Source organism: Microbacterium shaanxiense (assembly GCF_054779995.1).
Window position 1 is genome coordinate 367777 of sequence record NZ_BAAGXE010000004.1, and the last position, 24191, is coordinate 391967.

25 protein-coding genes and 2 tRNA genes are annotated in these 24191 nt (G+C 66.9%); 9 read left to right on the plus strand and 18 right to left on the minus strand.

Going from position 1 to position 24191, the window contains the following annotated elements; translation table 11 throughout:
• Positions 1 to 16: 16 nt before the first annotated feature.
• Complete coding sequence (gene tig, locus ACYVG2_RS15215) at positions 17 to 1525, minus strand: trigger factor (RefSeq protein WP_460781751.1); 1509 nt, start codon at positions 1523 to 1525, stop codon at positions 17 to 19.
• A gap of 60 nt (positions 1526 to 1585) precedes the next feature.
• Positions 1586 to 1662: transfer RNA gene (locus ACYVG2_RS15220), tRNA-Pro, on the minus strand.
• A 108-nt stretch (positions 1663 to 1770) separates the two neighbouring features.
• On the opposite strand from ACYVG2_RS15220, the gene ACYVG2_RS15225 reads away from it, so the two are divergent.
• The 7 genes from ACYVG2_RS15225 to ACYVG2_RS15255 all read left to right on the plus strand — a co-directional run bounded on the left by ACYVG2_RS15225 (position 1771) and on the right by ACYVG2_RS15255 (position 6253).
• Positions 1771 to 1844: transfer RNA gene (locus ACYVG2_RS15225), tRNA-Gly, on the plus strand.
• A gap of 18 nt (positions 1845 to 1862) precedes the next feature.
• The gene (locus tag ACYVG2_RS15230) at positions 1863 to 3071 is read left to right on the plus strand and encodes a hypothetical protein (RefSeq protein WP_460781752.1); all 1209 of its coding nucleotides are present in this window, start codon (positions 1863 to 1865) and stop codon (positions 3069 to 3071) included.
• Positions 3072 to 3211: 140 nt separating this feature from the next.
• Entirely contained in the window at positions 3212 to 3817 is a 606-nt protein-coding gene (locus ACYVG2_RS15235) for a SipW-dependent-type signal peptide-containing protein (RefSeq protein ID WP_460781753.1), read from the plus strand.
• A 64-nt stretch (positions 3818 to 3881) separates the two neighbouring features.
• Positions 3882 to 4445, plus strand: coding sequence for a SipW-dependent-type signal peptide-containing protein (locus tag ACYVG2_RS15240; RefSeq protein WP_460781754.1), 564 nt, complete (start codon positions 3882 to 3884; stop codon positions 4443 to 4445).
• Positions 4446 to 4464: 19 nt separating this feature from the next.
• Positions 4465 to 5091, plus strand: coding sequence for a signal peptidase I (locus ACYVG2_RS15245; RefSeq protein ID WP_460781755.1), 627 nt, complete (start codon positions 4465 to 4467; stop codon positions 5089 to 5091).
• Positions 5092 to 5099: 8 nt separating this feature from the next.
• The gene (locus ACYVG2_RS15250) at positions 5100 to 5729 is read left to right on the plus strand and encodes a hypothetical protein (protein ID WP_460781756.1); all 630 of its coding nucleotides are present in this window, start codon (positions 5100 to 5102) and stop codon (positions 5727 to 5729) included.
• A gap of 35 nt (positions 5730 to 5764) precedes the next feature.
• Complete coding sequence (locus tag ACYVG2_RS15255; protein WP_460781757.1) at positions 5765 to 6253, plus strand: hypothetical protein; 489 nt, start codon at positions 5765 to 5767, stop codon at positions 6251 to 6253.
• 18 nt (positions 6254 to 6271) lie between these two features.
• On the opposite strand, the gene ACYVG2_RS15260 is transcribed toward ACYVG2_RS15255, so the two are convergent.
• From ACYVG2_RS15260 to ACYVG2_RS15310, 11 genes are all read right to left on the minus strand, one after another.
• A complete protein-coding gene (locus ACYVG2_RS15260; RefSeq protein ID WP_448965873.1) occupies positions 6272 to 6628 on the minus strand; it encodes an RNA polymerase-binding protein RbpA in 357 nt (118 codons plus the stop codon).
• 2 nt (positions 6629 to 6630) lie between these two features.
• Complete coding sequence (secG, locus tag ACYVG2_RS15265; RefSeq protein ID WP_448965874.1) at positions 6631 to 6879, minus strand: preprotein translocase subunit SecG; 249 nt, start codon at positions 6877 to 6879, stop codon at positions 6631 to 6633.
• An 82-nt stretch (positions 6880 to 6961) separates the two neighbouring features.
• The gene (gene tpiA, locus ACYVG2_RS15270; protein ID WP_460781758.1) at positions 6962 to 7759 is read right to left on the minus strand and encodes a triose-phosphate isomerase; all 798 of its coding nucleotides are present in this window, start codon (positions 7757 to 7759) and stop codon (positions 6962 to 6964) included.
• Positions 7744 to 8964, minus strand: coding sequence for a phosphoglycerate kinase (locus ACYVG2_RS15275; RefSeq protein ID WP_460781759.1), 1221 nt, complete (start codon positions 8962 to 8964; stop codon positions 7744 to 7746). The genes tpiA and ACYVG2_RS15275 overlap by 16 nt, the downstream gene beginning before the upstream one ends.
• Before the next feature lie 7 nt (positions 8965 to 8971).
• The gene (gene gap / locus ACYVG2_RS15280; RefSeq protein ID WP_460781760.1) at positions 8972 to 9982 is read right to left on the minus strand and encodes a type I glyceraldehyde-3-phosphate dehydrogenase; all 1011 of its coding nucleotides are present in this window, start codon (positions 9980 to 9982) and stop codon (positions 8972 to 8974) included.
• Positions 9983 to 10085: 103 nt separating this feature from the next.
• A complete protein-coding gene (locus tag ACYVG2_RS15285) occupies positions 10086 to 10712 on the minus strand; it encodes a superoxide dismutase (RefSeq protein ID WP_460781761.1) in 627 nt (208 codons plus the stop codon).
• Between the two features lie 151 nt (positions 10713 to 10863).
• A complete protein-coding gene (gene whiA / locus ACYVG2_RS15290; RefSeq protein WP_305686052.1) occupies positions 10864 to 11841 on the minus strand; it encodes a DNA-binding protein WhiA in 978 nt (325 codons plus the stop codon).
• Between the two features lie 70 nt (positions 11842 to 11911).
• Entirely contained in the window at positions 11912 to 12784 is an 873-nt protein-coding gene (rapZ, locus tag ACYVG2_RS15295; protein WP_448965880.1) for an RNase adapter RapZ, read from the minus strand.
• A 46-nt stretch (positions 12785 to 12830) separates the two neighbouring features.
• Positions 12831 to 14735 carry an excinuclease ABC subunit UvrC gene (uvrC, locus tag ACYVG2_RS15300; protein ID WP_460781762.1) on the minus strand — a complete coding sequence of 635 codons (1905 nt, stop codon included), beginning with the start codon at positions 14733 to 14735 and terminating at the stop codon, positions 12831 to 12833.
• The gene (gene uvrA, locus ACYVG2_RS15305; protein WP_460781763.1) at positions 14735 to 17623 is read right to left on the minus strand and encodes an excinuclease ABC subunit UvrA; all 2889 of its coding nucleotides are present in this window, start codon (positions 17621 to 17623) and stop codon (positions 14735 to 14737) included. Before uvrA ends, uvrC begins: the two co-directional genes overlap by 1 nt.
• Positions 17624 to 17704: 81 nt before the next feature.
• Complete coding sequence (locus ACYVG2_RS15310; protein WP_460781764.1) at positions 17705 to 18160, minus strand: MarR family winged helix-turn-helix transcriptional regulator; 456 nt, start codon at positions 18158 to 18160, stop codon at positions 17705 to 17707.
• Between the two features lie 44 nt (positions 18161 to 18204).
• Here ACYVG2_RS15310 and ACYVG2_RS15315 point away from each other — a divergent pair, with 44 nt between their 5' ends.
• A complete protein-coding gene (locus ACYVG2_RS15315) occupies positions 18205 to 18447 on the plus strand; it encodes a hypothetical protein (protein ID WP_460781765.1) in 243 nt (80 codons plus the stop codon).
• Between the two features lie 15 nt (positions 18448 to 18462).
• Here ACYVG2_RS15315 and ACYVG2_RS15320 read toward each other — a convergent pair whose 3' ends face one another.
• The gene (locus ACYVG2_RS15320) at positions 18463 to 18795 is read right to left on the minus strand and encodes a TfoX/Sxy family protein (protein ID WP_460781766.1); all 333 of its coding nucleotides are present in this window, start codon (positions 18793 to 18795) and stop codon (positions 18463 to 18465) included.
• A 17-nt stretch (positions 18796 to 18812) separates the two neighbouring features.
• A complete protein-coding gene (gene uvrB, locus ACYVG2_RS15325; RefSeq protein ID WP_448965886.1) occupies positions 18813 to 20888 on the minus strand; it encodes an excinuclease ABC subunit UvrB in 2076 nt (691 codons plus the stop codon).
• An 89-nt stretch (positions 20889 to 20977) separates the two neighbouring features.
• On the opposite strand from uvrB, the gene ACYVG2_RS15330 reads away from it, so the two are divergent.
• Entirely contained in the window at positions 20978 to 21583 is a 606-nt protein-coding gene (locus ACYVG2_RS15330; protein ID WP_460781768.1) for a DUF4126 domain-containing protein, read from the plus strand.
• On the opposite strand, the gene ACYVG2_RS15335 is transcribed toward ACYVG2_RS15330, so the two are convergent.
• From ACYVG2_RS15335 to coaE, 3 genes are read right to left on the minus strand one after another with little or no spacing between them, the layout of a single operon-like run.
• On the minus strand, positions 21568 to 22359 hold the full coding sequence (locus ACYVG2_RS15335; protein ID WP_460781769.1) for a GNAT family N-acetyltransferase: 792 nt from the start codon (positions 22357 to 22359) through the stop codon (positions 21568 to 21570). The two genes, ACYVG2_RS15330 and ACYVG2_RS15335, sit on opposite strands and share 16 nt — an antisense overlap.
• A 10-nt stretch (positions 22360 to 22369) precedes the next feature.
• On the minus strand, positions 22370 to 23614 hold the full coding sequence (locus ACYVG2_RS15340; RefSeq protein WP_460781770.1) for an MFS transporter: 1245 nt from the start codon (positions 23612 to 23614) through the stop codon (positions 22370 to 22372).
• On the minus strand, positions 23590 to 24189 hold the full coding sequence (coaE, locus tag ACYVG2_RS15345) for a dephospho-CoA kinase (protein WP_460781771.1): 600 nt from the start codon (positions 24187 to 24189) through the stop codon (positions 23590 to 23592). The genes ACYVG2_RS15340 and coaE overlap by 25 nt, the downstream gene beginning before the upstream one ends.
• Positions 24190 to 24191 lie beyond the last annotated feature (2 nt).

Here is a 24191-nt window from a genome sequence, read left to right on the forward strand (position 1 = left end):
CACGATCGGTGTGAGATCACTCGGCCTTGTCGGCAGCCTTCTTGGCGGGCGCCTTCTTGGCAGCGGGCTTCTTGGCAGCGGGCTTCTCCGCGTCGTCCGCGGCCGCGGCCTTCTTCGCCGGAGCCTTCTTCGCAGCGGGCTTCTCCGCGGCGTCGTCGGCCTTCTTCGCAGCAGGCTTCTTGGCGGGGGCCTTCTTGGCGGGCTTCTCGTCCGCGGAGGCCTCGGCCTCGGCCTGCTCGTCCTCGTCATCGACGGCGACGAAGCCCGACAGGTCCACGGTCTTGCCGTTGGAGTCGACGACCTTCACCTTGCCAAGCGCGACAGCGAGGGCCTTGTTGCGGGCGACCTCGCCGGCGAGCGCCGGAAGCTGGTTCGACGACTGCAGAGCCTCGACGAACTCCTGAGGAGCCATGCCGTACTGCGCAGCGGACTGGACGATGTACTGGCTCAATTCCTCCTGCGAGACCTGCACGTCGGCCTGCTCGGCGATCGTGTCGAGGAGGACCTGCGTGCGGAACTGCTTCTCGCTCGCCTCGGTCACCTCTGCGCGGTGCTCGTCGTCCTCAAGACGGTTCTCCGACTCGAGGTGGTTGTGCACCTCGTCCTCGATGAGCTTCGGCGGAACGGGGATGTCGATCTTCTCGAGAAGCGTCTCGATGAGCTGGTCGCGCGCGGCGGAGCCCTGACCGAAGACGGCCTGCTCGCTCACGCGCTCGGCGAGGCTCGCACGGAGCTCTGCGATCGTGTCGAACTCGCTCGCGATCTGCGCGAAGTCGTCGTCGGCGTCCGGAAGCTCGCGCTCCTTGACAGCCTTGACGGAGACGGACACCTCGGCCTCGGAACCGGCGTGGTCTCCGCCGACGAGCTTGGAGTTGAACGTGGTGTCCTCACCGGCGGTGAGGGATTCGATGGCGTCGTCGATGCCTTCGAGAAGCTCACCGGAGCCGACCTCGTAGGAGACGCCCTCGGCACGGTCGATCTCTGCACCGTCGATCGTGGCGACGAGGTCGAGCTCGACGAAGTCGCCCTTCGCAGCCGGGCGGTCGACAGGGATGAGAGTGCCGAAGCGTGCACGCAGAGTGTCGAGCTCGGCGTCGAGCGCGGCCTCATCGGTCTCGACGGCGTCGACCGTGAGCGTGATGTCGTCGAACGAGGGAACCTCGATCTCGGGGCGGACATCGACCTCGACCTCGACGATCAGGTCGCCGGAGAAGTCCTTCTCGTTCGGCCACTGGGTGATGTCAGCGGAGGGGCGTCCGACGACGCGCAGCTTCTGCTCATTGGCAGCCTCGCGGAAGAACTTGTCGAGGCCCTCGTTGACGGCGTGCTCGATCACAGCGCCGCGACCGATGCGCTGGTCGATGATCGGGGCGGGAACCTTGCCCTTGCGGAAGCCGGGGATCTGGACGTCCTGGGCGATGTGCTCATAGGCGTGCGCGACGCTGGGCTTGAGGTCGTCCGGGGTGACCGTGATGGTGAGCTTGGCCCGGGTCGGGGTCAGCTTCTCAACGGTGCTGTTCGCCATGCTTGTGTGTTCTCCTTGTGATTTCCGCGTGATGATGCGGTCGTGAGGTATGGAGGGCCGTGGTCGGGGCGACAGGATTTGAACCTGCGACTTCCCGCTCCCAAAGCGGGCGCTCTACCAAGCTGAGCTACGCCCCGTGACCCCGCGCGCGGGAACGGCCTTGTCGAGTCTAACGGACAGCGGGTCGCTCATCGTCCGCTATGATTATGGAGTCGGTTCCCGCACCCTCTCGAGGGGCGGCATCCGGGGCTGTAGCTTAGTGGTAAAGCCTCTGTCTTCCAAACAGATGATGCGAGTTCGATTCTCGTCAGCCCCTCCACTTTCCTCAGGAGGATTCGTGACCGCAACGGCTGCTCCTCCTCCATCGGGCGGTCACGATCTCGGTACCGCGTTCGGCTCGTCAGCCACCGCCGCCCTCGCCCCGAGACCACGCGGAAGACGTGCAGGGTTCATCTGGACCGGTGTCGGCATCGTCGTGCTCGCGACGGCATGCACCGCGGTCCAGGTGAGCGCGAACCTGGGTTATGACGACGCCCTCAGCGGGTTCGAGACCGCGGTCGACGGCGCCAAGGACAGCGGCCTCGTCCTCGACGAGGAGCTCGCCGCTCTTGACGGCACGCTCGCCATCGCTTCGGGGATCGTAGAGGCCGACAGAGGAACGCTGATGGACGGCGCGTCGAAGGATGCACTGCTCGCAGCCGTCGAGGAGGCGCGGACGGCGATGACCGACGGCGCCGCGGTGCGGGAGCAGGAGCTGCCGTCCACCGGGGACAAGCCTGTGTGGGCATGGGAACTGTTCGGTGAGACGGCGCAGCTGAACTCGGAACGCGATGAGGCCGACGCTCTCGACGAAGACTTCGACACCGCCGGCGAGGACGCCGGCGAGGCGTCGAGCGCGGTCGCAGAAGCGGGTGCGGCGGCGGTCGCGTCGGCGGCTGACGCGGCGGCGGGCTTCGAAGCAGCGCACATCTCCGCGCGGAACCTCGACATCATCGCACTGCGCTCGGCAGCCGAGCGGGTTCAGCTCGGCGACGGCACCCTGGACGAGGCTGCGTCAGCCGCATACGCCGACCTCGAGGCTGCCGCGTCGCAGATGCTGGTGTCGGAACAGGCAGAGCTCGCGGAGAAGAGCGGGCCGCTGTACAGCGCGCGCCTGGAGGTGGAGGAGTTCGCGCGATCCCTCGCGCCCGGAGTGCTTCTCGACTTCGACTGGTCCGAACTCGTCAACGGGTACGGTTACGGCGACAGTATGGGTGGCTATGCCACGTGGTGGTATCAGGATCCCGGTTACGCGACCATCGAGCTGTCGGACTCGGTCGCCGCCCACTGGCCAGGGGCACGAAGTCAAGCACTCGTCGCGCACGAGGTCGGCCATGCCATCAGCGTCAAGTGCGACGGGATGTACGACGACTCCGACCAGGCGAACATCGAGGCGTGGGCCACTGCTTGGGCGATCAGCATGGGGTTCACGGATGCCGCGAACGGCACGTCGGCCTACGGCGCTCCCCCGCAGTCGATGATCGACGCCGCCGCCGGGTGCCGCTGAACAGTTCCACGGTCCGTTCATCACTGTTTCCTTGAAACCGGGCAGCCGACCGACCAGTATGGACGGAACATCGCCTGCGCGCACACGGGGCTCTTCGGAGAGTGCGTCCGGCGGCCGAGGGGACACACGGAGGGTAGATCATGGATGTGAAAGCCACCAAACGGCGCAAGGTGCTCGCGATACTGGCCGGAGGCCTCGTACTCGGCGTCGGCACGGCGGTGACGCTCGCTGCCTGGAACGACTCGGAGTTCGCGACCGGCACCTTCACGGCCGGTGCCTTCAATCTCGAGGGTTCCACGACGTCTGCGACAGCCGGGTTCGCCGAGCACCCTGATGCGGCCAGCGCCGCCGCGATCGCATTCACGGCCGGCTTCGACAACATCGCGCCGGAGGACGTCGTCTACGCACCGTTCTGGGTGCGGCTCGACGCCACCACGACCAGCCCCGCGACGTTGACGGCGAACGCGCCCACATCGATCGGAAACAACGCTGCGAACATCTCGTACGACGTGTATTCGATCGGGGCGACGGCGCCGTGCGATGCGACGGCCACGAGTGGAACGCTCGTCGCATCGGGTGCCACTCTGACCGATTTCACCGATGGCACGGACGTTCCGCTGGCCGCCGGCCCTGCGCCTGCGGCCGGCGCGGCCGCGCAGCTGTGCTTCGTGGTGACAGCGGGCACGGACCTCGTCGAATCCGGAACCGCAACCGCCACCTGGTCGTTCACCGCCGAATCGAACTGATTCCGTGTCGACCCGCCGAACGGCGCGGGAGGCCAGGCTTCGGCGTTCCCGCCGCATACGGGCTGTGCTGGCAGCCGGTGTCGTGCTGGGCGTCGGTGCCGCATCCACGCTCGCCGCGTGGAACGATTCCGAGTACACGCAGGCGAACTTCACCGCCGGCGTCTTCGGCATCGTCGGTGCGACGAACGGCGCGACGTTCACCGAGCACCCCGCTCCCGCCTCAGCCGCGACCCTGAGCTTCCAACTGCCGGCGACCGCTGCAGCGATGGCACCGGGCAACACCGTCTACGCGCTGTTCAGCGTGCGGACCGTGAACCCCTCCGTGGCCGGAACCGTGCAGTTGACCGCCGACGGCGCCAACGGCGCCGGGCTCGGGACGCATCTTCGCTACACGGTGAAGACGATCCCGGGAACGACGTGCAACGCGACCCCGCAGACGGGCGAGACCGTGATCGTCCCCGCCGGATCCACGCTCACGACGGGAGCCACGCTCACGCAGACGCTGGCGGCGAACGGCGCGTCACCTGTCAACTACTGCTTCGCCGTGACCCTTCCCACGACGGCCCCGAACGCGGCGCAGGGACTCAGCACGACAGCACGGTGGACGTTCACCGCGACGTCGTCGTGACGAGGGGATGACGCACGTGATGACCGCACCGACCAGGCGGATGCTGAGAGCCGAGAGACCGGGCGAAGACGCGTCAGCCAACCCACGTCGAAGGCTCTCCCCCGCGGCGATCGTCGGCGAGGTGCTTTTGTGGGTCGCCGCGCTGCTGGGCGTGATCTGCATCGTGCTCGTGATCCTCGCGTACACGGCCAACATCACGCTGATCATGTTCCGTACCGGCTCGATGGCGCCCGCGATCCCCGCCGGCTCCGTCGCGCTCGTCCAGGAGATCCCGGCATCCGACATCTCGGTCGGTGACGTCGTCACCGTCGATCGTCCCGATGAGCTGCCCGTTACGCACAGGGTCACATCGATCGAGAGCGGACCGACGACGACCGAACGCATCCTCACGTTGCGCGGCGATGCGAACGTCGACGACGATCCCTTCCCGTACACCGTCGACACTGTGCGCATCGTGCGGTTCGCGATCCCCGGATTGGCGCCGGTGATCGTCGCCTTCGGCAATCCGTTCGTGCTCGGCGGAATCACCATCGCGGCGGCCCTGCTCGTCGGATGGGCGTTTTGGCCGCGAGGATCGCGGCGCGATCGATCACCACGAGCGACGGATGAGCCGTCTGCTCCTGCGGAGGCGATCGACGACAGATGAGCCGGTCGATGATTCGCCTGTCCGCCGCCGCAGCGCTAGCGGCGGTCGTCGTCGCGAGCGCCCAGCCAGCGTTGGCCGCGTCCTCGACCGAGACGATCCAGGGCACATACCTGCGCATCGTGTCGACGGCTGATTGGAACGCAGCGCAGAGCCTGGGGGTCGCCGACACAGTCCGATGGGACCTCGAGGTGAGCGCGGATGCGCCGGATCCCGGCACGGTGGCGATCGAGGTGAGCGCCATGGGCGACGCGCCTCTCGTGATGAGCGCCAGCGCGTGCTCGGCCGAGTGGGCGAATGCGGAGTGCCCCGGTGAGACGGAGCCGCTCCTCTCGGGATGGGAAGTCGTGCGTGGTGGCTCCCGCACTCCCCTCGTCGAGATCACCAGCACCGAGATCGCGCATCTTCGATTGACCATCGCACTCGATCCCGAGGCCGACCCCGCCGCAGGGGCGACCGAGGTGCGAGTGCACGCCGAGGGGGCGGGCGATTCGGTGAGCGTCTCTCCCGATGCGCCGCTCGCGCCGACGGGTCAGGTTCCTCTCGCGCCCTGGATCACAGGAACCGCGGCGCTGCTCATGGTCGTCGGCCTGCTGCTGATCGTCAGGCGCCGTTCCCGCGAAGGGGGCGTGGGGCGATGAGAACGTCGTTGCGGACGCGCATACTGTCCGGGGTCTTGGGCACGACCGTGCTCACAACGGTGCTGCTGCTGCCGTCGGCGCAGATCACGGAAGCGGCGTTCGTGGACGCCGAACACGGGTCGGCGCAGGTGGCCGCGACCACGCTGGCGCCACCTGTCATCCTCGACACGCCGCTCTGCCAACGCCCCCCGCTCGTCGGCGGCGGCAATCTGTTCACCATCCGCTGGCGATGGCCGTCGACGGCGGCGCCGTACAGTACGTTCACCACCGCCGCGAACGTGCGCTGGAAGGTGGGCACCACGGACGGCGTCGTCGTCTCGTCGACCGGTCCTGACGGGCAGGGTCGCTATTCGACCACGTTCACCACCGGACTGCTGGGCGGACTCGTCGGCGGTCTGCTCGGTGTGAACGTCCCGATCGAGATGCGCACGGTCACGCAGAACTGGACCTCAACTGGAGTCTCCAGGATGGTCTACAACGCACCGATCGCCCTCGGAGTGAGCTGCACGATCACCAACGGATGATCGCCGGAAGCGAGTGGACTAGGCCTGTCCGCGGCGTTCGCGCAGCTGCGTGAGCGCGTCGTCGAGAAGCTGCGAGGCCTCGTCGTCGGTGCGACGCTCCTTCACGTAGGCGAGGTGCGTCTTGTACGGCTCGTTCTTCGCCAGTGCCGGCGGGTTCGCCTTGTCGCGGCCGGCGGGAAGTCCGGACTGCGGGTGATCGATCGTGTCCGGGATCTCCTCTTCGGGAAGACCGGCGGCGAAGTATCGGACCGTCTCGTTTCCGAGGCCGTCCCAGTACGACACCGCGATGCGGTCGGCGTGGTAGCCGTGGTCCTGCTCACCCATCGGGCCCGAGCCCACCCGGGTTCCGCGGATCGCGTTTCCTCCACTGGCCATGGTCAGATCACCTCGAGTTTCGTGATGAGTCCGAGCGCGACGATGGAGATGAACCAGAGCAGCGCCAGAACGATGGTGAAACGGTTGAGATTGCGCTCTGCGAGACCGGACGAGCCGACAGCAGAGGTCATCCCACCGCCGAACATGTCGGACAGACCGCCACCGCGGCCCTTGTGGAGAAGGATGAGGAGTGTCAGCAGGACGCTGGTGATGCCCAGCAGGACCTGAAGGACGAACTCAAGAATTGCCACGAAGAAGAGCCTTTCGAAGGGGCTGTTGTCTGCCCGTAAGGGTCAAGTATACGCAGTGACGGGGCCGCAGCCCCGTCACCACCTACACTCCGACGTGCTTTTCGAACCGGATGATTGCCGCGAAGTCGTCGACGACGAGGCTCGCCCCACCGACGAGCGCGCCGTCCACATCGGGTTCGCGCATGAAGCTGGCGATGTTGGCCGCCTTCACCGATCCGCCGTAGAGGATGCGGGTACGTGCCGCCGCGTCCTCGTCGAGCGACTTCGCCAGGACTGCGCGCAGTGCCGCGCAGACGTCCTGCGCCTGCTGAGGCGTCGCAGCCTGACCGGAGCCGATCGCCCAGACGGGCTCGTAGGCGACGACGATGTCAGCGGATGCCGGGACACCCTTCAGTGCCGCTTCCAGCTGTCCGGCCGGAACGGCGCTCGCGCCGAACTTCTCGAGGTCCTCAGCGGTCTCGCCGACGCAGATCACCGGGACGAGCCCGTGCTTGAGCGCTGCCTGCACCTTCGCCGCCACGACATCGTCACCTTCGGCGTGGTACTCACGGCGCTCGGAGTGGCCGATGATGACGTACTTCGCATCGAGCTTCGCCAGGAACGCGCCGGACACCTCACCGGTGTACGCGCCCGAGTCGTGCGCCGAGACGTCCTGCGCACCGAGCGCGAAGGGGATCTTGTCCGCGTCGATCAGCGTCTGCACGCTGCGGATGTCGGTGAACGGCGGGAAGACCGCCACCTCGACCGAGCCGTCCTCATGCTTGGCGTCCTTGAGCGCCCAGTGCAGCTTCTGCACGAACGCCACCGCCTGCAGGTGGTCGAGATTCATCTTCCAGTTGCCCGCGATCAGCGGGGTCCGGGTGATCATGCTGTTGCCCATCCGAGCACCTCCAGGCCGGGTAGCTTCTTGCCCTCGAGGAACTCGAGGCTTGCGCCTCCGCCCGTCGAGATGTGACCGAACCGGTCATCAGTGAAACCGAGCTGGCGCACGGCAGCCGCTGAGTCACCGCCGCCGACGACTCCGAGGCCGTCGACCTCAGTGAGCGCCTGCGCGACGGCCTTGGTTCCTGCGGCGAACGCCGGGAACTCGAACACGCCCATCGGGCCGTTCCAGAACACCGTCTTCGAACCGCGGATCGCATCGGCGAACGCCTGAGCGGTCTCCGGGCCGATGTCGAGGCCGATGCCGGATGCTCCGAATGCAGTGCTCTCGATCGCATCCGCCGCCGTGATCTCGTGCGCAGCATCCGCTGAGAACGACTCGGCGACGACCACATCGGTGGGCAGCACGATCTCGACGCCGCGGTCGGCGGCCTCCGCGAGGTAACCGCGCACGGTCTCGAGCTGGTCCTCTTCGAGGAGGCTCGAACCCACTGCGTGTCCCTGCGCCTTGAGGAAGGTGAACAGCATTCCGCCGCCGACGAGGATCCGATCGACGCGCGGAAGCAGGTGCGAGATCACACCGAGCTTGTCGCTCACCTTCGATCCGCCGAGAACGACCGTGTAGGGGCGTTCGGGCTTCTCCGTGAGCCGGTCCAGCACATCGAGTTCGGTGGCGATCAGCAGACCGGCCGCGGACGGCAGGATCTCGGCGAGGTCGTAGACGCTCGCCTGCTTGCGGTGCACGACCCCGAAGCCGTCGGAGACGAGAGCGTCGCCCAGTTCGGCGAGCTCTGCGGCGAACGCGTGACGCTCGGCGTCGTCCTTCGCCGTCTCCCCCGCGTTGAAGCGGAGGTTCTCGAGCACGACGATGCCGCCGTCCTCAAGCGAGGCGACCGCTTCCTTCGCCGACTCGCCGACGGTGTCACGCGCGAACGCCACCGGCTTACCGAGAAGCTCCGACAGTCGCTGCGCGACGGGCGCGAGGCTGTACTGCGGGTCGGGCGACCCGTCAGGACGGCCGAGGTGCGAGCACACGATCACTCGTGCACCCGCATTGATGAGGGCGTTGAGAGTCGGCAGCGAAGCGCGCACACGCCCATCGTCCGTTATGACGCCGTCCTTCAGGGGGACGTTGAGGTCACAACGGACGATGACGCGCTTGCCTTCGAGCGAACCCAGTGAATCCAGGGTGCGCAGAGTCATGAGGAACTCAGATGCGCTCTGCGACGTACTCGGTGAGGTCGACGAGACGGTTGGAGTAGCCCCACTCGTTGTCGTACCAGCTGGAGACCTTGACCAGGTTGCCGCTGACGTTGGTGAGCGTCGAGTCGAAGATCGACGAGTGCTGGTTGTGCTGGATGTCGCTGGACACGATCGGGTCCGCGTTGTACTGCAGGTAGCCGACGAGGCTTCCCTCGGCTGCCGCCTTGCGGTAGGCCTCGTTGATCTCATCGACCGTGAGGTCGGTGCGCTCGGTGACGAGAGTCAGGTCGACGATGGAGCCGGTGGGAACCGGGACGCGGTACGACGAGCCGCTCAGCTTACCGTCCAGCTCAGGGAGGACCAGGCCGATGGCCTTCGCCGCACCCGTGGAGGCGGGGACGATGTTGATCGCCGCAGCGCGAGCGCGGTGCAGGTCGCTGTGCGGGCCGTCCTGAAGGTTCTGGTCGGCGGTGTAGGCGTGGGCCGTCATCATGAAGCCGCGTTCGATGCCGAACGCGTCGTTGAACACCTTGGCGAGCGGCGCGAGCGCGTTCGTGGTGCAGGAGGCGTTGGAGATGATGTGGTGGTTGGCCGGGTCGTAGGTCTCCTCGTTCACGCCGATGACGAACGTGCCGTCAGCACCCGTGGCCGGGGCCGAGATGAGGACCTTCTTCGCGCCGGCATCGATGTGCTTCTTGGCGAGGTCGGCCTTGGTGAAGAAGCCCGTCGACTCGATGACGATGTCGACACCCAGCTCACCCCAGGGAAGGTTGGCGGGGTCCCGCTCGGCGAATGCCTTGATCTTCTTGCCGTCGACCGTGATGCTGTCGTCGTCGTAGCTGATGTCGGCATCCAAGACGCCGCCCACGGAGTCGTACTTCAGCAGGTGCGCAAGCGACTTGTTGTCGGTGAGGTCGTTGACCGCGACGATCTCAAGGTCTGCTCCCTGCGCGAGAGCCGCGCGGAAGTAGTTGCGTCCGATACGGCCGAAGCCGTTGATGCCGATCTTTACAGACACTCAGGTCTCCTGTGTTTCTCGTGCGCTTTCGCGCGTTATCAATAGAGAATTCGTGGACGACGGCGTCCCGACGGGCTTCAGTCCGTCGGGACGCCCGTCTTGGTTACGACAGTACCAGCAGGCCGTTCGTCTGCTTACGGGCGACGTCGAGGCGCTGAGCGACGTTCTGCCAGTCGGCGATGTTCCACACGGCCTTCACGTAGTCCGCCTTGACGTTGAGGTAGTCGAGGTAGAAGGCGTGCTCCCACATGTCCAGCTGGAAGACCGGGATCGTGCCCTGCGCGGTGTTGGACTGCTGGTCGAACAACTGCTGGATGATCAGGCGCTGGCCGATCGTGTCCCAGCTCAGTACCGCCCAGCCGGAGCCCTGGATGCCGGTGGCCGCCGCAGTGAAGTGCGCCTGGAACTTGTCGAAGGAGCCGAAGAACTCGTCGATCGCCGCCTTGAGCTCGCCCTCGGGCTGCCCGCCGCCGTCCGGGGAGAGGTTGGTCCAGAAGATCGAGTGGTTCACGTGACCGCCGAGGTTGAACGCGAGGTCTTTCTCGAGCTTGTTCACGTTCGCGAGGTTACCGCTTTCGCGCGCTTCAGCGAGCTGCTCCAACGCCGTGTTGGCGCCGGTGACATACGCCTGGTGATGCTTGTCATGGTGCAGTTCCATGATCTTTCCGCTGATGTGCGGCTCAAGAGCTGCGAAGTCGTAGGGAAGGTCGGGGAGCGTGTAGATCGCCATGTCGCTTTCATCCAATCCGCGCCGCGCCGCGGCGCTTGTCGGTCCCCCGCGCCACCCGTGTGCGGTGCGGAGCAGACTTTTTCATCCTACTGACGTCAACGACAGGTCGGTACGGATCCTTCCGCGGATGACGAGAAAAGACGCCGTCGTCTCAGACGTCGAGCCCTGCGGGTACGGCGTCCTCCGTGCTGGGGATGCCCTCCTGCTGCGCGCGCTTGTCGGCCATCGCCAGGAGGCGGCGGATGCGTCCGGCCACAGCATCCTTCGTGAGCGGCGGGTCCGCGTGGTGGCCGAGTTCGTCGAGGCTCGCGTCGCGGTGCGCGAGACGCAGTTCACCGGCGACACGCAGGTGGTCCGGCACGTCCTCGGCGAGGATCTCCAGCGCGCGTTCGACGCGCGCGCACGCCGCGACCGCCGCCTGCGCGGAGCGACGAAGGTTCGCGTCGTCGAAGTTCACCAGGCGGTTGACGCCTGCGCGCACCTCGCGGCGCTGACGCATCTCCTCCCACGCGGCTGCCGTCTTCTGGGCACCCATCTGGCTGAGGATCGAGCGGATCGCCTCCCCCTCGCGCACGACGACGCGCGGCAGGCCGCGCACTTCGCGGGCCTTGGCTGCGACCCCGAGCCGGTGCGCGGCGCCGACGAGCGCCATCGCCGCCTCGGACGTCGGGCAGGAGACCTCGAGCATCGCGGAGCGGCCCGGCTCCGAGAGCGACCCCGCAGCGAGGAACGCACCGCGCCACAGACCGGCGATCTCCTCGCGGGATCCCGTCGTGAGCCTGTTGGGGAGTCCGCGCACGGGGCGGCGGCGCTGATCGAGCAGTCCGGTCTGGCGCGCGAGCGTCTCTCCCGCTGCGATCACGCGGACGGCGTAGCGTGCTCCGTCGTGCGAGCTGGCGGACTGCACCTGCGCGATCTCGGGGCGCACTCCATAGATCTCCGCGAGATCGCGTGCCACGCGACGAGCGAGCAGGTCGGCGTCCACCTCTGCCTCGACCGCGACGCGACCGGCGATCGAGTGGAGTCCGCCGGCGAACCGGAGGATCGCGGTGACTTCCGCGACGCGCACCGTCGGCGGTGCGTTGCGGATGCTGACGAGCTCAGCCTTGACGTCGGTGGTTAGTGCCACGGGACTCCTTGTAAAGCGTCATGCGCCGGATCGCGACGCAAAGGAACAGTTTACCGGGCGTCGCGCCGTTCTACTCGCGGCCGAGGTCTCGATGACGGACATTTACCGCCACGCCCGGGATCGAGGAGAGCCGTTTCGCGAGCTCTTCCGCAGTGGCCACCGAACGGTGCTTACCGCCGGTGCAGCCGATCGCGACGGTGGAATGACCCTTGTTCTCCCGCTGGTACCCCTCGAGCACCGGTGCGAGCGCTGCGGCGTATGCATCGAGGAACTCCGTTGCCCCTTCGCGCGAGAGCACGTAGTCGCGAACCGGAGCATCCTGCCCGGTGAGACCGCGCAGGTCATCGTTCCAGAACGGGTTGGGCAGGAAGCGCATGTCTGCGACGAGATCGACGTCGGTGGGCAGACCGTATTTGAAGCCGAAGCTCAGGATCGTCAGCCTGTGCCGTGCCGCTCCTTCATCGGAGAATGCCTCGAACACCTGCGTCGCGAGCTGATGGATGTTGAGCGACGAGGTGTCGATGACGATGTCGGCCGCTTCGCGCACCAGCGTCAGGCGTGAGCGCTCGAGCCGGATGCCGTCGAGCAGCGTGCCGTCCTCCTGCAGGGGGTGCGGTCGCCTCACCGACTCGAACCGGCGCACCAGCACGTCATCCGATGCGTCCAGGAACACCACGCGCACGCTGCCGCGCGAACGCAGCGCACGCGCGACCTCGGGGAAATCGTTGAACAGATTGCGACCGCGCACGTCGACGACCGCGGCGACCTTGGGCAGCGCTCCCCCGCCGAGGTCGGTCAGATCGAGCAGTGGGCGCAGCATCTGCGGCGGGAGGTTGTCCACCACGTACCAGCCCAGATCCTCCAGGGCGTTGGCCACGGTGGAGCGCCCTGCACCGGACATGCCGGTGACGATGAGGAACTCGTTCTTCTCCTCGACGGTCATCGACGGTTCCTCCCTGTGAAGATCAGCTCTCGCTCTGAAGACCAGCCTATCGATTCGCGAGGTGCGTGTGGATGCTCTGGGCCAGTGCCGGTCCGATCCCCTGCACCTGCTGGATCTCGTCGGAGCTCGCACCGCGCAACGCCGTCACCGAACCGAAGTGCTTCAACAGCACTTTGATGCGTGATGCGCCGAGTCCTGGTACCTCTTCCAGCACCGTGGTGATGTCGCGCCTGCGCCGCTTGCGCTGGTGGATGATCGCGAACCGGTGCGCTTCGTCGCGAAGGCGCTGCAGCAGGTAGAGCGCCTCACTGGTGCGCGGCAGGATGACCGGGAAGTCCTCACCCGGCAGCCACACCTCCTCCAATCGCTTCGCGATTCCGCACAGCCCGATCTCGGTGTGTCCGGCGTCACGCAGGGCCCGCGCCGCCGCCTCGACCTGAGGCTTGCCGCCGTCGACGAGCAGCAGTTGAGGCAGGTACGAGAACCGGGGCTTCTTCCGCGCGACGGCGACGACGTCCTCACCGTCCGAGAGCGGGTCGGCCGGCGGTTCGGCGACCGGATCCTCCTCGGGCCGATCGAGGTACGCCAGGCGCCGCATGAGCACCTGGTACATCGAGTCGGTGTCGTCAGTGGTCTCGGCGATGTTGAAGGAGCGGTACTGGTCTTTGCGCGGCAGCCCGTCCTCGAACACCACCATGGAGGCGACGACGTTCGTGCCCCCGAGATGCGAGATGTCGAAGCATTCGATGCGCAGCGGTGCCGTCTCGAGGTCCAGTGCCTCCTGCAGGTCGGTGAGCGCCTGCGTGCGCGCGACGTAATCGCTCGTGCGCCTGGTCTTGTGACGGATGAGGGCCTGGGTCGCATTGAGGGTTGCGTTGCGCATGAGCTCCGCGCGCTGACCGCGCTGTGCGACGGCGATCTCGACCTTGCGTCCGCGCCGCTCCCGCAGCCAGACCTCGAGCTCGGCGGCGTCGTCCGGGAGCGAGGGCACCAGGATGCGGCGGGGCACGTCGACCCCTTCGCCGTATGTGCGCTGCAGCACCTGCTCGACGAGGTCGCCCCCGGAGATGTCGATCTCCTTCTCGATCGTCGTGGCTCGTACCCCGCGCACGCGCCCTCCGCGGATCACGAAGTGCTGCACGGTCGCCGCGAGTTCGTCCTCCGCGATGCCGAACAGATCGGCATCCTCGTCGGAGGGCAGCACCAGCGAGCTCTTGCCCAGCACGGCCTCGATCGAGGCGAGCTGGTCGCGATACTTCGCGGCCGCCTCGTAGTCCATGGCGGCCGACGCCGACAGCATCCGCTTCGTGAGCTCTTTGGTGAAGCGCTCGTCGCCCCCGGCCATGAACGCGACGAAGTCGTCGACCATCGCCCGGTGCTCTTCGATCGAGACCTTCATGGAGCACGGCCCGCCGCACTTGCCGATCTGTCCGGGGAAGCACGGCCGCCCCGTCGCCATGGCGCGCTTGTAGCTCGCATCGCTGCAGGTGCGGATCGGGAACGCCTTGATCATCAGATCGATGGTCTCGTGCACCGCCCAGACCTTCGGATACGGCCCGAAGTACCGCGCACGAGGAATCTTGCGATTGCGGGTGACGAGCACGCGTGGTGCCTCATCCCCCAGCGTGACCGCCATGAACGGGTACGACTTGTCGTCCTTGTAGCGCACGTTGAACGGCGGATCGTATTCCTTGATCCACATGTACTCCAGCTGCAGGGAGTCGACGTCGGTCGGTACGACCGTCCACTCCACCGAGGACGCTGTCGTGACCATCCGCCTGGTGCGCTCGTGGAGGGTGCGCAGCGGCGCGAAGTAGTTCGACAGCCGCTGACGCAGATTCTTGGCCTTGCCGACGTACAGCACGCGCCCCTCTGCGTCCCGGAAGCGATACACACCGGGATCGGTCGGGATCTCCCCCTGCGAGGGTTTGTACGGGAGGACGTCGGCCATCAGCTGGCCTTCCGCGCCCCGCGTCCCGCGCCGAGGATCTCTCCGAGGAACATGCCGGTGTGGCTCTCCTCGACACGCGCGATCTGCTCGGGCGTGCCGGTGGCGAGGATCTGACCGCCGCCGGAGCCGCCCTCAGGGCCGAGGTCGATGACCCAGTCGGCGGACTTGATGACATCGAGGTTGTGCTCGATCACGATCACCGTGTTGCCCTTGTCGACCAGCCCGTTCAGCACCTCGAGGAGCTTGCGGACGTCCTCGAAGTGCAGGCCGGTGGTCGGCTCGTCGAGCACGTAGATGCTGCGGCCGTTGCTGCGACGCTGAAGCTCGGTGGCGAGCTTGACGCGCTGCGCCTCGCCCCCGGAGAGCGTCGTCGCCGACTGGCCGAGTCGAACGTAGCCGAGGCCGACGTCGACGAGCGTCTTCATGTACCGGTGGATCGCCTGGATCGGCTCGAAGAACTCGGCCGCCTCCACGATCGGCATCTCGAGCACCTCGGCGATGTTCTTGCCCTTGTAGTGCACTGCGAGCGTGTCGCGGTTGTACCGCTTGCCGTGGCAGACCTCGCAGTCGACGTACACGTCGGGCAGGAAGTTCATCTCGATCTTGATCGTGCCGTCGCCTGAGCATGCGTCGCAGCGACCGCCCTTGACGTTGAAGCTGAATCGGCCCGGCTGGTAGCCGCGCACCTTCGCCTCGGGCGTCTCGCTGAACAGGGTGCGGATGCGGTCGAAGACGCCCGTATAGGTGGCGGGGTTCGAGCGCGGGGTGCGGCCGATCGGCGCCTGATCGACGTGCACCACCTTGTCGAGGTTGTCGAGCCCGGTGACGCGGGTGTGCTTGCCCGCGAGCGTGCGTGCCCCGTTGAGCTTGGACGCGAGGACCCGGTAGAGGATGTCGTTGACCAGCGACGATTTACCCGAGCCGCTCACACCGGTGACGGCGGTGAGAACGCCGAGGGGGAACTCGGCCGTGACATTGCGCAGATTGTTCGCGCGCGCACCGACGACGCTCAGCATCCGCTTCTTGTCGATCTTGCGGCGCTTCGTCGGTGTCGGGATCTCACGGCGACCCGAGAGGTAATCGGCGGTCATCGACTCGGTCTCCGCGAGCAGCGCCGAGTACGGGCCGGAGTGCACGACGGCACCGCCGTTGACACCGGCACCCGGTCCGATGTCGACGACCCAGTCGGCCGCCTCGATCGTCTCTTCGTCGTGCTCGACGACGATCAGGGTGTTGCCGAGGTCGCGCAGCGTCTGCAGGGTCTGGATCAGGCGCCGGTTGTCTCGCTGGTGCAGACCGATCGACGGCTCGTCGAGCACGTAGAGCACGCCGGTGAGTCCCGATCCGATCTGGGTCGCCAGTCGGATGCGCTGGGCCTCACCGCCGGAGAGGGAGCCGGCCGCGCGGCTGAGGTTCAGATAGGCGAGCCCCACCTGCAGCAGGAAGTCGAGACGCAGCCGGATCTCGCGCAGCACCTGCGCCGCGATCTTCGCCTCGCGATCGGTGAGGGTCAGCGTCTCCATGAAGCCGCGGGCATCGGCCAGGCTCAGGTGCGAGACCTCGGCGATCGAGTGCCCGTGCACCTTGACCGCGAGCACCTCGGGCTTCAGCCTGTTGCCGTCGCACGTCGGGCACGGCACCTCACGGAGGTACTCGGCCCAGCGCGCCCGCTGGTTGTCGCTCTCCGCCTGGGCGTACTGGCGCTCGATGTAGGGCACGACGCCCTCGAAGCCGGACGCGTACCGCATCTCACGGCCGTAGCGGTTCTTCCACTTGACAGTGACCTTGTAGTTGTCGCCGCGGAGGATCGCGTCCTGCACATCGACGCGCAGGTCTTTCCATGGGGTGTCGAGATCGAACTTCAGATCGCGCGCGAGGCCCTCGAGCAGACGCTCGTAGTACTGGAAGAGTCCCTTGCCCTGCGTGGTCCACGGGATGATGGCGCCCTCGCGGATCGAGAGCTCCTCGTCGTCGAGCATCAGGTCGACGTCGACGGACATGCGCGTGCCGAGGCCGGAGCATGTCGGGCAGGCGCCGAACGGAGCGTTGAACGAGAAGGTGCGCGGCTCGATCTCGGTCAGCGTGATCGCGTGCCCGTTCGGGCAGGCCAGCTTCTCGGAGTACGACTGCCATGCGTCGTCGCCCTCTTCATCCACGAAGTTGACCTGCACGACGCCGCCGGCGAGCCCGAGAGCGGTCTCTACCGAGTCGGTGACGCGACCGAGGATGTCGTCGGACGCCACGAGCCTGTCGACCACGACCGCGATGTCGTGCTTGTAGCTCTTCTTGAGCGTCGGCGGCTCGGCGAGCTGGATGAGATCGCCGTCGACGATGGCCCGGGAGTATCCCTTGGCGCCGAGCTCGCGGAACAGATCGACGAACTCGCCCTTCTTCTGCGAGACGATCGGAGCGACGATCTGATAGCGCGTGCGCTCAGGCAGCTCCATGAGCTGATCCGCGATCTGCTGCACCGTCTGCCGCTGGATCTTCTCGCCGCACTCGGGGCAGTGCGGGATGCCGATGCGTGCCCACAGCAGGCGCATGTAGTCGTAGATCTCGGTGATCGTACCGACGGTCGAGCGCGGGTTGCGGTTCGTCGACTTCTGGTCGATCGAGACCGCGGGGCTCAGACCCTCGATGAAATCGACGTCCGGACGATCCACCTGGCCGAGGAACTGCCGCGCGTACGCGCTCAGCGATTCGACGTAGCGACGCTGGCCTTCGGCGAAGATCGTGTCGAACGCGAGGCTCGACTTTCCCGACCCTGACAGGCCAGTGAAGACGACCATCGAGTCGCGAGGGATGTCGATGTCGACGTTCTTGAGATTGTGTACGCGGGCGCCGCGAACACTGAGTTTGCTGGGGGTGGCAACGGGGACAATGGGCACCGCACAAGTCTACGAGGGGCCACGGACATCGGCTCTGTGTCCGTCCTCAGGAACGGTTCCACGGAGTCAGGCGCCGGAGCCCTAGGGTGTGAGGACACCGTCGATCGGAGCGCGACCCGCGAACGGCGACAACCCATCGCGCAGGATGGCCACCTGCTCGATGTCCATGTGTACAGCCGCCATCACCTGCCGCGGGACGTCGAGGGCCCGCTGTCGAAGCGCCTGCCCGGCCTCCGTCAGGCGGATGTCGAGGCGCCTCTCGTCTTCGGCGCTGCGCTCCCGAACGATCAGGCCCTCCTTCTCGAGCCGCTTGACCAAGGGCGAGGCAGTGGCCGGATCCATCGCGAGGTCTGCGGCGAGGTCGTTGAGCGAACGCGGTGACCGTTCCCACAGAGCGAGCATCACCAGGTACTGCGGGTGCGTGAGCCCGAGCGGCTCGAGGATCGGGCGGTAGATCGCCACGACGTTGCGCGCTGCGGTCACGAGCGCGAAGCAGAGCTGGTTCTCGAGTCTGAGCAGATCATCCGAAGCGGTCACATCCCGATTATACAGACGGGCTAATCATTAGTACACTAAGGAACATGTCGAACAGTTCAGACCGAGTGCCGCTCCGCGCACGCATCCGCGAAGCGGGTGGGCTGTATCGCTGGTTCAACAAGAACCTCATCCGCCTCGCTGGTCCGGCCGCTGTCGGGCCTTACGAAGCCACCCCTCCGCCGACGGCATCGCAACGAGCCGAGCGGGCGTGTCCGCTGTGCGGCCAGCCCATGAGCGCGCATGAGATCGACAGGTCCGGCCCGAAGCCGCTCATGCACTGCCCCTGATCGATCGGGCGCTCGTCAGGGCTTCGCCTCTGCACTCTCCCGCGCCGCATCGATCCATCGCATCAGCGACTCATCGTTCTCGGTGGCCGCCGCTGCCACGTCCAACCAGCTCGACCCCATCGTCTTCGCCCCCATCACGGCGACGGAGACACCCGGCTCGGTCAGCAGCTCAGCACCCCTCTCCTCACTGACACGCACGAGAAGGACGCCCTCTTTCCGCACTCCCACGAGAATTCGACCGTGCAGCAGGAACGCGCGCGTACCGAACATCCGCTTCTCCTCGAGCCCAGGCTCCGACATCAGCAGCGCTCGGACACGATCGGCGAGTTCAGTGGCGGCAGCATCCATGCTCGACTGCACCGCCCCTACGCGTGCCCAGCGCGTTCCATGGCGCGCAGCTCTTTCTTGAGGTCCTGCACCTCGTCGCGAAGCCGGCCGGCGAGCTCGAACTTCAACTCGGCCGCCGCCGCGAGCATCTGGTCGGAGAGATCCTTGATCATGTCCTCCAGTTGATCGGCGCCCTCAGCGGCGATCCCTTCACGGCGCAGCTGCGGCGTCGGGCTCTTGCCACGCCCGGACTTCGTCCTGTTCTTGCTGCGCAGCATGTCTTCCGTGTCTGATGCCTCGCGTGCCAGCACGTCGGTGATGTCGGCGATCCTCTTGCGCAGCGGCTGCGGGTCGATGCCGCGCTCCTTGTTGTACGCGACCTGCTTCTCTCGACGGCGGTCCGTCTCCTCGATCGCCTTCGCCATCGAGTCGGTCATCTTGTCGGCGTACATGTGCACCTGGCCGGAGACGTTTCGAGCGGCACGACCGATCGTCTGGATGAGGGACGTACCGGAGCGCAGGAACCCCTCCTTGTCGGCATCCAGGATCGCGACCAGCGACACCTCGGGGAGGTCGAGCCCTTCGCGCAGCAGGTTGATGCCGACGAGCACGTCGTAGACGCCGGAGCGGAGTTCACTGAGCAACTCGACCCGTCGCAGCGTGTCGACGTCGGAGTGCAGGTACCGTACCCGCACCCCGTGCTCGCCGAGGAAGTCGGTGAGCTCTTCGGCCATCTTCTTCGTCAGCGTCGTGACGAGCACGCGCTCATCACGCCCTGCGCGCACGCGGATCTCTTCCAGCAGGTCGTCGATCTGCCCCTTGGAGGGCTTGACGATGATCTCGGGGTCGACGAGTCCTGTCGGACGGATGATCTGTTCGACTACGCCGTCGGCGATGCCCATCTCGTATTTGCCGGGGGTCGCCGAGAGATACACCGTCTGCCCGATGCGGTTCTTGAACTCGTCGAATCGCAGCGGACGATTGTCCATCGCGCTGGGCAGGCGGAAGCCATGGTCGACCAGTGTCCGCTTGCGCGACGCGTCGCCTTCGTACATGGCTCCGATCTGCGGCACCGTGACGTGCGACTCGTCGATCACCATCAGGAAGTCGTCGGGGAAGAAGTCGAGAAGCGTGTGCGGCGGCTCTCCCGGCGCGCGCCCGTCCATATGGCGGGAGTAGTTCTCGATGCCGGAGCAGAACCCGAGCTGCTGCAGCATCTCGAGGTCGAAGGTGGTGCGCATGCGCAGTCGCTGCGCTTCGAGCAGCTTGCCCTGCCGTTCGAACTCCTTCAGACGATCGGCGAGCTCATCCTCGATGGTGCCGATCGCGCGCTGGACCACGTCGGTGCCGGCGACATAGTGCGATGCCGGGAAGATAGGCACGGCATCGAGCTTCTCGATGACCTCGCCGGTCAACGGATGCAGCGTGTACAGCGCCTCGATCTCGTCACCGAACAGCTCGATGCGGATCGCGTGCTCTTCGTAGACCGGGATGATCTCGATCGTGTCGCCGCGCACGCGGAAGTTGCCTCGGGAGAAGTCGACGTCGTTGCGGTTGTACTGCATCGCGATGAACTGGCGGATGAGGGCGTCGCGGTCGTACCGCTCCCCCACCTGGAGCGCGACCATCGCCCGCAGATACTCTTCCGGCGCACCGAGGCCGTAGATGCACGACACGGTCGAGACCACGATCACGTCACGGCGGGAGAGCAGCGAGTTCGTCGTGGAGTGGCGCAGCCGTTCGACCTCGGCGTTGATCGACGAGTCCTTCTCGATGAAGGTGTCGGTCTGCGGCACGTATGCCTCTGGCTGGTAGTAGTCGTAGTACGAGACGAAGTACTCGACCGCGTTGTTCGGCATGAGCTCTCTGAACTCGTTCGCCAACTGAGCCGCCAGAGTCTTGTTGTGTGCGAGCACCAGCGTGGGGCGCTGCACCTGCTCGACCAGCCAGGCCGTCGTCGCCGACTTGCCGGTACCGGTGGCGCCGAGCAGCACGACATCGGTCTCGCCGGCGTTGATACGCGAGGCGAGCTCGGCGATCGCCTGCGGCTGGTCACCGGCCGGCTCGTACTCGCTGATCACCTCGAACGGACGGACGCTGCGCGTGGGTTGCATGGTTCCAGCGTATGCGGAGCCTCGGACATCGGGGTCGCCGGTTGCGACCGCACCGCGGTGACGTCGTGCCGTCGCCCTATAGTGAGGTCGTGATCGAGTTCCTGATCGGCGCCAGCCTCGCGGCATCGGCCGGGCTGAACGCCTGGATGCCGCTCTTCCTGCTGGGCCTCGCCGACCGATTCCTTCCGGCTGTGAATCTCCCTTCCGGATGGTCGTGGATCTCGAGCGACCTCGCCCTCTGGATCCTCGGCATCCTGCTGCTGCTCGAGGTCGTCGCCGACAAGGTCCCCGCACTGGACTCGATCAACGACGTCATCCAGAGCGTGCTGCGGCCGGCTTCGGGCGGCATCGTGTTCGGTGCGGGTGCCAGCGCGGAGACTGTGGCCGTCGACGACCCCTCGTCCTTCTTCTCGGAGAACACGTGGGTGCCCATCGTCACCGGCATCGTGATCGCCCTGATCGTGCACATCGTCAAGGCCACTGCGCGCGTGACCGCGAACACGGTCACGGGCGGTCTCGCAGCGCCGGTGCTGAGCACGGCCGAGGACGGTGCGTCATTCCTGCTCGCGGCGCTCGCCATCATCGTCCCCGTGCTGGCAGGTCTGCTCCTGATCGGCCTGATCATCGCGATCGCGATGTTCTTCCGGCGGCGACGGCGCCGCAGCGGACAGGCGGCTGCTCAGACGGACGGCTGACGGCGCATGTACGGCGTGGTGGTCGAGACCTTGATCAGGCCCGACCGCTCCAGGATCGGCCGTGAGAGCTCGGTGCAATCGGCATTGAGGTACTTCTTGCCCTGCAGCAGCGCTGAACGCGCACGTCTGGCCGTCAGCGCCCGATAGATCCCGCGACCACGCCACTGCCGCAGCGTGGCCCCGCCCCAGAGCCCGGCGAACTCGGTGTCCTCGACCGGTTCCAGTCGTCCGGCGCTCACGATGTCGCCCTCGACCAGAGCGATCCAGAAGCCGATGCCTGACCCGGCCGACCACTCGGCAACCGTCGTCTCGGCGCGCGCCCGCCAGCCGGGGTCGCCGAAGACGGTGCCCTGCATCTCCTCCATCGCCCAGATCTCGGCCTCGTCCCGCACCTGCCGGATCTCCACTCCCGCCGGAGCAGGTGCGCCCTGGGCCAGCAGCGCGGCCTCGCCGATCATGATCGATTCGGGCTCGTCCGGTGCGAAGCCCCGCGAGACGAGAGCCTCGTGCAGGCCCGGCGCGAGGTCATGCCCCCGTGTCTTCCATTCGATGACCGTGACCTCGGGATACGCGGCGAAGTGCGCGAGGGCCGCATCCACGAGTTCGGCGATCACACCCTCATCGGCACCATCGAGCGACTCGTACGTGACGAAGCCGCGTCCGCCAGGAAGAACTGCCAACCACAACGGTCCGGTGCGCACGACGCGCGCGGAGCGCGGCATCTCCGAAGACGTGCGCAGTTGGGAGTCGTAGGCATCGAGGAGGGTGTGTCGCACGGGCTCGAGTCTAGGCATCGATCGCTCGATCAGACCGCAGCAGGGCCAAGGCGATGACCGCCGCGAGCACGCCCATGAAGATCACCAGTGCGAGGAACCACTCCCACCCCGCGTGGCCGAACACCACCCCCAGGGCCCATCCGAACAGGCTCGAGCCGGCGTAGTAGGCGAAGTAGTACAGCGAAGGAGCCTGCGCGCGGCTCTCCGGATCGGCCAGCACGGGAGCCCAGCTCGAGGCGATCGCGTGGGCTCCGAAGAAACCGGCGGTGAACACGACCAGACCCACGAGGATGACGATCGGCGACGGCACGTACATCAGCGCCGTCCCTGTGATGAACAGACCGATCGCGCCGAGCAGCACGGTTCGACGCCCGTGCCGCACGGCGAGCGACCCCGCCAACGGCGACGACAACGTTCCCGCCAGATAGGCGAGGAACAGCAGCGTCACCACCCAGACCGGAAGCAGGAAGGGCGGGGCGATGAGATGGAAGCCGAGGTAGTTGTACACCGCGACGAACGCACCCATGAGAAGGAAGCCCTGCGCGTACAGTGCCAGCAGGCGTGGCGAGCGCAAGGCTCGGAAGAGGCGTGCGCGCATACCGGGTCCGGCATCCGCCCGCATCCGCCCCGGCACGAATCGCCGGGCGCGCGGCACCAGCCAGAGGAAGAGCACGGCCGCGGCAGTGCACAGCACGGTGACGCTCCATACGCCGATGCGCCAATCGAACGCCTCCCCGATCGGTCCGGCCACCAGTCGCCCCGTGAGCCCGCCGACGGTCGTCCCCGCGGTGTAGCTGCCAGCGGCGGCCGCGACATGCCGTGCGTGCACTTCCTCGCTGAGGTACGCGAGCGCCACGGCGGGCACGGCGCCGAGAGCGAGCCCTTCGCCGAGGCGCAGTGCCAGCAGCACCGTGATCTCGGTGCTGAGCGGTGCCGCGAGCCCGAAAGAGGTCGCGGCGATGATGCCGATCGCCATCGCGGGGATCCGCCCGACCCGGTCGGCGACGAGCGACCACGGGATCACGGCGATGGCGATCCCGAGCGTCGCGGCGGACACCGTCAGCGCCGCTGTCGCCGCGGGCACGTCCAGGTCAGCGGCGACCTGAGGCAGCACGGCCTGCAGCGAGTACAGCTGCGCGAACGTCGCGACGCCCGCGAAGAAGAGTCCGGCGATCAGACGTCGATACGACGGAGTCCGTGGAAGGTGGCCCGCGAAGAGGTCGTCCGAGTTCACTCTTGCGTCAGACGCCGCCACAGCGCGTCCACCTGCTGCTCGGTCTGCGCCAGGGAACCCGCGGTGTCGATCACGACATCGGCGATCGCGAGCCGCTTCTCGTCCGGCACCTGGGCGTCGATGCGGTTCTGCGCCTCCTGCGGCGGCATTCCGCGCAGCTCGATCAGACGACGCAGCCGCACTTCCGCTGGGGCGTGCGCGACGACGATGGCGTCCCAGCGATCTTCGACGCGGGCCTCGACGAGCAGCGGCACGTCGTACACGACGATCGCGTGCGGGTTCGCGGCGAACGCGGCCTCGAATCTGCGCTGCGACTCTCGCCGGACGGCGGGGTGCACGATGCTGTTCAACCGCGCGAGCGCCTCGGGGTCGGAGAACACCATCGCGCCGAGCGCCGCGCGGTCCAACGCGCCCTCTTCGTCGATCAGGTGCCCGCCGAATGCCGTGGCGATCTCACCGAGCACCGGCGCACCAGGGGCCTGCACGTCGCGCACGATCTGATCCGCATCCACGACCACCGCGCCATGCGCTTCGAGCCGACGGGCGATCGTGGACTTACCGGAGGCGATTCCCCCGGTCAGCGCGATGAGAGGCATGA

Coding starts and splice junctions, on each gene's coding strand:
- ACYVG2_RS15245 (WP_460781755.1), top strand. CDS start 4,465: ATGACCGCACCGACCAGGCGGATGCTGAGAGCCGAGAGACCGGGCGAA.
- tig (WP_460781751.1), bottom strand. CDS start 1,525: ATGGCGAACAGCACCGTTGAGAAGCTGACCCCGACCCGGGCCAAGCTC.
- uvrB (WP_448965886.1), bottom strand. CDS start 20,888: ATGCAACCCACGCGCAGCGTCCGTCCGTTCGAGGTGATCAGCGAGTAC.
- rapZ (WP_448965880.1), bottom strand. CDS start 12,784: ATGACCGTCGAGGAGAAGAACGAGTTCCTCATCGTCACCGGCATGTCC.
- ACYVG2_RS15285 (WP_460781761.1), bottom strand. CDS start 10,712: ATGGCGATCTACACGCTCCCCGACCTTCCCTACGACTTCGCAGCTCTT.
- ACYVG2_RS15260 (WP_448965873.1), bottom strand. CDS start 6,628: ATGGCCAGTGGAGGAAACGCGATCCGCGGAACCCGGGTGGGCTCGGGC.
- ACYVG2_RS15250 (WP_460781756.1), top strand. CDS start 5,100: ATGATTCGCCTGTCCGCCGCCGCAGCGCTAGCGGCGGTCGTCGTCGCG.
- coaE (WP_460781771.1), bottom strand. CDS start 24,189: ATGCCTCTCATCGCGCTGACCGGGGGAATCGCCTCCGGTAAGTCCACG.
- ACYVG2_RS15235 (WP_460781753.1), top strand. CDS start 3,212: ATGGATGTGAAAGCCACCAAACGGCGCAAGGTGCTCGCGATACTGGCC.
- ACYVG2_RS15315 (WP_460781765.1), top strand. CDS start 18,205: ATGTCGAACAGTTCAGACCGAGTGCCGCTCCGCGCACGCATCCGCGAA.
- tpiA (WP_460781758.1), bottom strand. CDS start 7,759: ATGGGCAACAGCATGATCACCCGGACCCCGCTGATCGCGGGCAACTGG.
- ACYVG2_RS15275 (WP_460781759.1), bottom strand. CDS start 8,964: ATGACTCTGCGCACCCTGGATTCACTGGGTTCGCTCGAAGGCAAGCGC.
- ACYVG2_RS15320 (WP_460781766.1), bottom strand. CDS start 18,795: ATGGATGCTGCCGCCACTGAACTCGCCGATCGTGTCCGAGCGCTGCTG.
- uvrC (WP_460781762.1), bottom strand. CDS start 14,735: ATGGCCGACGTCCTCCCGTACAAACCCTCGCAGGGGGAGATCCCGACC.